At 40.2% G+C, this 468-nt stretch carries 2 rRNA genes; both read right to left on the reverse strand.

Annotated elements, in window-relative coordinates:
- Nucleotides 1-41: 41 nt before the first annotated feature.
- Nucleotides 42-158 (reverse strand): 5S ribosomal RNA (gene rrf, locus NG918_RS16615).
- Nucleotides 159-284: 126 nt separating this feature from the next.
- A 23S ribosomal RNA gene (locus tag NG918_RS16620) occupies nt 285-468 on the reverse strand; the annotation flags it as partial.

The following is a 468-nucleotide window of genomic DNA, read 5'->3' on the forward strand; positions in this document are numbered from 1 at the left end:
ACTAAAAAAGAGATAGTTGTTATAACTATCTCTTTAAACTTACCTGGCAACGTCCTAATCTCCCACACAGTCTCCCGTGCAGTACCTTCGGCGCTATGGATCTTAACTTTCCTGTTCGGAATGGGTAGGAGTGTTACTTCCATGCCATCATCACCAGATGCTATGATTCTCCAAATCTTGATTTGGTTAAGAATCTTGTACTCCTCAGTTTACCTGAGCGAGTTTCATTTTGAAAAAACAATGTTCTTTCAAAATTGCACATAAATTGTATATAACAATTATTTATTGGGCAACCCCTCGACGTATTAGTATCAGTCAGATAAATATGTTGCCACACTTACACCTTTGACCTATCAACCTTGTAGTCTTCAAGGCGTCATACTTGCTTACGCTATGGGAAATCTCATCTTGAAGGAGGCTTCACGCTTAGATGCTTTCTGCGTTTATTCCGTCGCGATGTAGCTACCC

The sequence above is a fragment of the Clostridium sp. ZBS2 genome, from assembly GCF_023845855.1.
Taxonomy (GTDB): domain Bacteria; phylum Bacillota; class Clostridia; order Clostridiales; family Clostridiaceae; genus Clostridium; species Clostridium aquiflavi.